This is a genomic window from Aeromonas sp. s9 (assembly GCF_040907765.1).
GTDB classification, from domain to species: domain Bacteria; phylum Pseudomonadota; class Gammaproteobacteria; order Enterobacterales; family Aeromonadaceae; genus Aeromonas; species Aeromonas caviae.
On sequence record NZ_JBFOCK010000087.1, the window covers coordinates 1 to 4,552 of the forward strand.

Genomic DNA, 4,552 nt, shown 5'->3' on the forward strand with positions numbered 1-4,552 from the left:
CTAATGGGATGGTCGCCCCTCCCCAAAACGGCATCTGAGTGCCAAAGTGGCGAATGTAAGTTCCCACTGATGAGAGAGGCGACCACCATGAAGGCTACGACTATCGGCATTGATCTGGCAAAACATCTCTTCCAATTACATGGCGTTGATCAACATGGCAAGACGGTCCTCAAGCGACAGTTGAAGCGGGATCAGATGCTCTCATTCTTTACCAATCTTCCTCCTAGCCTGATCGGCATGGAGGCATGCGGCAGTGCCCATTACTGGGCCAATAAACTGCAAGGAATGGGGCATACCGTCAAACTGATGGCGCCGCAGTTCGTTAAGCCCTATGTGAAGACCAACAAGAACGATGCTGCGGATGCAGAAGCTATCTGCGAAGCCGTCACCCGACCCAATATGCGGTTTGTGCCAATAAAAAATGGCGAGCAGTTAGCCGTGTTGGCGCTACATCGCGCAAGGCAAGGGTTCGTCAAAGCCAGAACGGCACAAGCTAATCAAATCAGGGGCCTGCTGGCTGAACATGGCATCATTGTCCCTAAAGGTATTGCACACATTAGCCTACGATTGCCCAAGCTCCTGGAGGATGCAGAGAACAACCTACCCGGAACGTTTCGTCAATTAATTGAGCGTTTAGGGGAGCACCTCAAAGAGCTCGCCAAGCAGGTGAATGAACTGGAAGAGCAGATCTGGTGTTGGCACAAAAAAAACTCGGCAAGCCAGAAGCTGGCTAAGATGCCGGGTATTGGTCCTCTCACGGCCAGTGCACTGGTAGCGTCTATCGGCGATGCAAAGCAGTTCGAAAATGGCCGCCAGCTAGCAGCCTGGCTGGGCTTGGTACCCAAGCAACATTCCAGCGGCGGCAAGCAGACCCTGTTGGGGATAAGCAAACGCGGTGACATCTATCTACGCACACTGCTGATCCACGGGGCCCGCTCCGTGCTCCGGGTCGCTGAGCGTAAGACAGAGTACGCAGGAAGCTGGCTTTCGGGGGTCATGGAGCGACGTAACCATAATGTAACGGTAGTGGCACTGGCCAACAAGAATGCACGCATCATCTGGGCATTACTTGCCCATGAGCGCGAGTACGATGCTGATCACGCAGTAGCGGCCTGAGCGCAATAGCTAGCACAGGAACGGTGTTTCATAGCAAGCGTGACAAAGTATCGAGTTAACAACCAGCGTTAGAAAGTACCACCGATTGCACGGGCGATCATGACGTGATGGCGAGGCAGGTCAGACCGTGACTGGCAAAACCCGACAGACACAGGGCACTAATAAGTGCGTTTAGCTGATAGAGGAGCCAGTCAGCGAATTCCATCAGGGATAGAGGCTGTTGCCTCGGTGAAATCCGGATCTATGGCTGCAATCTCAACCTGACTCACTTTCATTGATTGAGGGCTTGGCAAACCGGGGCGACCATCTATGTGTCAGCAAGCGAGCACGCACGGTGACAGTGGCCTATCGACAGCCCCCAAAGGGATGCATTACCGACTTGGTTATCGACTCAACCGGGCTGAAGGTGTTTGGTGAAGGCGAGTGGAAAGTCAGAAAACACGGCGCTGAGAAGCGGCGAGTCTGGCGTAAGTTGCACCTGGCGGTAGACTCGGTAACCCACGATATCGTGGCGGCGGAGGTGTCATTGGAAAATGTCCATGATGCCGAGGTGTTGCCGACCTTGCTCAATCCACTGCGGCGCAAGCTGGGACGAGTTTATGCAGATGGCGCCTATGACAGCAAAGCCAGCCATCAGCTTATCTCGCGCAAAGGGGCGACAGCTTGTATCCCACCTCGCAAGAGCGCGAGGTTATGGAAAAAAGGACATCCAAGAAATGACGCTGTGCTGGTGATACGCAAGGAAGGGCTGGCGCACTGGAAGAAGATATCGGGGTATCACCGTCGCTCACTGGCAGAGACGGCGATCTATCGGTTCAAGCAGTTGCTGACGGGGAAAATCAGTCTGCGTAACTACAATGGCCAGGTGGGAGAAGTCATGGCGTATGTCAGTGCCATAAACAAACTGAATACCCTGGGCCTACCTGTCAGAAAGCCTCGAGTGTAGCGGTCACCCAGAGCTGGGGAAATCATGGCTTGCTGGCTTATTTGGGAAACAACGCCATGGGCGGGATGATTCACCGCTGCGTGGCTCACCCCTTCGGGACGGCCTGCAGCCGTTCATCCCGGCAAACTGCTCTGCTTGAACCCGACGAGGGCGCCCCCCCTTCCTCTTCCACATGAGCGGAAAATGCTTCCCCAAAGCAAAAAACCGACCATCTGGCCGGTTCTGACATCTGAGGATGGGTCAGGAGCGACTCGCGCTATCCCTGGCGCTCGCCCTGCGGGCGGCCTCTGGTCATCCATGCGGGCTATCCTGCCCGCCTCTCGAACCTGGGCCCGAACCGAGCCGCCCGTCGTCGGATAAAACAAAAGGCCCCGTCTTTCGACGGGGCCTTTTGTTTTATTTGGCGGTGAGGGAGGGATTCGAACCCTCATTCTCGTACATCACAGCACAAATATAACCTTCAATTTCAATAGCTTACGCATTTTTTACCGAAATAAAAGCTACATAATTGTCTCAGGTAATTGCTATGAGACTTACCGTACTTTTATATAGGAAATTAATTAAATGTCAACCACATAGGTTGTGGCAATTGACTGCGTTGTTGATCACGGCCATTTAAGTTGGAAACCGTGACATTGAAGTTGGAAACTCAAAGGGAAGGTGCGAACAAGTTCCTGATATGAGATCATGTTTGTCATCTGGAGCCATGGAGCAGGGTTCATCATGAGTCATCAACTTACCTTCGCCGACAGTGAATTCAGCAGTAAGCGCCGTCAGACCCGAAAAGAGATTTTCCTCTCCCGCATGGAGCATATCCTGCCATGGCAGGATATGACCACCGTCATCGAGCCGTTTTATCCCAAAGCCGGTAATGGTCGTCGGCCCTATCCGCTGGAAACCATGCTGCGCATTCACTGCATGCAGCATTGGTACAACCTGAGCGATGGCGCGATGGAAGATGCTCTGTACGAAATCGCCTCCATGCGTCTGTTTGCCCGGTTATCCCTGGATCATGTACAGGATCTTTAGCGCCAACCAATTGAAATAGATATAAAAAAGGCTTCGTTTGTGATCTAATTTTATCGCCAAACAAAATCAACACGCGCGAAGCCTATGACCATTATTAATGCTAATCACTATCTGGAGCAACTCCTGGCTCCCGCCGCACTCGAGCGCATTGCTCGGCTCTGCAAGTTTTGTCTGCGTCAGCGCGCCATTACCCCTGCCATGCTCGTACCTGCACTGTTGCGGGCCATGGGGGGCGACCAGGTCAATGACATTGCCAGCTTACACCGTCATTTCAATGCCTTGCAGCTGACGAAAGAGCATCAGGTTTCTTACAAACCGTTTCACAATCAGCTGCGTAAAGAGAGCTTTGCCCTGTTTATGAAAGCGCTGGTCGAACGGGCCATCGCCTTGCGTATCGACCATCAACTCAAAGCGGCCTCCCTCGGCGCGTTCAAGCAGGTGTTATTGCACGATGGCACCTCCTTCGCGGTGCACCGGCGTCTGGCGGCTGACTTTCCCGGCCGGTTCAAGACCATCAGTCCGGCGGCTATCGAGTGCCATATGACCATGTCTCTGTCGGAGCAGAGCCCACTGTGCATGAGTGTGTCTGCCGATACCGCAGGGGAGCGGCAATTTCTCCCTGAGGCTCACAAGCTGGCCAACTGCCTGCTGCTGGCTGACGCGGGTTACATTGACAGGGCCTGGTTTGAGCAGGTGAACGACGCTGGCGGATTTTATCTGGTGCGAGGAACGCAAAGCCTGAACCCCAAGATAATCCAGGCCTGGCGCGGTGATGGGCGGGAAGTGCCAAAACTGGCGGGACTGTCACTGAAAGAGGCAGGACGGCGGCGCTGTCGGGCCGAGGTGCTGGATATGGTGGTGAAGTCCGGCAAGGTCGAGTACCGCTTGATCCGACGCTGGTTTGCCGAGGAAAAGCGGTTCTGCTTGTGGATGACCAACCTGCCGCGAGCGGCATGGTCAGCAGAGCAGGTGATGAGCCTGTATCGCTGCCGTTGGCAGGTGGAGTTGTTATTTAAAGAGTGGAAATCGCACAACCGGCTCAAGGGGTTTGTGACGGGGGAGAAAGCCATCGCCGAGGGATTGGTGTGGACGAGTTTGCTGTCGCTGGTGATGAAAAGGCGGGTCGCGCAGAGTGTGATGACAGGGAAGCTATCGATGTTGAAAGCGTCAAAGAACAGTACGACATGGTGGTTGCCGCTATTGGAAGCAGTGGCCCATAGAGCGCTGACAGAAATAAGGGAAAGACTGGAATGGGCAGCTGATTATTTGGCCAAGAACGCTTGCCGAACCAAGCAGAGAAAATCGATACAGAACAGGACCTTGGAAGGAGTTTTAAAGGGACTCAACGCTTAAGGTCCTGTACATGATCCCTGGATAGCGCCTTGCCGGACCGCACCACCATCATGAATTTCCGCCACCTGCTGGAGCAGCATCAACTGGCCCGCCAATTGTTCAAGACCA

2 protein-coding genes and 3 pseudogenes are annotated in these 4,552 nt (G+C 53.9%); 4 read left to right on the top strand and 1 reads right to left on the bottom strand.

Annotated features, from left to right (window positions below; genetic code table 11):
- The first annotated feature begins 87 nt into the window (after positions 1 to 87).
- Together AB5Y54_RS17670 and AB5Y54_RS17675 are read left to right on the top strand one after the other, a co-directional pair.
- On the top strand, positions 88 to 1,116 hold the full coding sequence (locus AB5Y54_RS17670; protein WP_368153785.1) for an IS110 family transposase: 1,029 nt from the start codon (positions 88 to 90) through the stop codon (positions 1,114 to 1,116).
- 301 nt (positions 1,117 to 1,417) lie between these two features.
- Positions 1,418 to 2,062 (top strand): annotated as a pseudogene (locus tag AB5Y54_RS17675) (IS5 family transposase); the annotation flags it as partial.
- A 401-nt stretch (positions 2,063 to 2,463) separates the two neighbouring features.
- Here AB5Y54_RS17675 and AB5Y54_RS17680 read toward each other — a convergent pair.
- Positions 2,464 to 2,566, bottom strand: a pseudogene (locus AB5Y54_RS17680).
- 219 nt (positions 2,567 to 2,785) lie between these two features.
- On the opposite strand from AB5Y54_RS17680, the pseudogene AB5Y54_RS17685 reads away from it, so the two are divergent.
- Both AB5Y54_RS17685 and AB5Y54_RS17690 read left to right on the top strand, forming a co-directional pair.
- Positions 2,786 to 3,073: pseudogene (locus AB5Y54_RS17685) on the top strand (transposase); the annotation flags it as partial.
- A gap of 102 nt (positions 3,074 to 3,175) precedes the next feature.
- Positions 3,176 to 4,444, top strand: a complete 1,269-nt coding sequence (locus AB5Y54_RS17690) for an IS4-like element ISAeme3 family transposase (protein WP_041205731.1) — start codon at positions 3,176 to 3,178, stop codon at positions 4,442 to 4,444.
- The last annotated feature ends 108 nt before the right edge of the window (positions 4,445 to 4,552 follow it).

Coding starts and splice junctions, on each gene's coding strand:
- AB5Y54_RS17670 (WP_368153785.1), top strand. CDS start 88: ATGAAGGCTACGACTATCGGCATTGATCTGGCAAAACATCTCTTCCAA.
- AB5Y54_RS17690 (WP_041205731.1), top strand. CDS start 3,176: ATGACCATTATTAATGCTAATCACTATCTGGAGCAACTCCTGGCTCCC.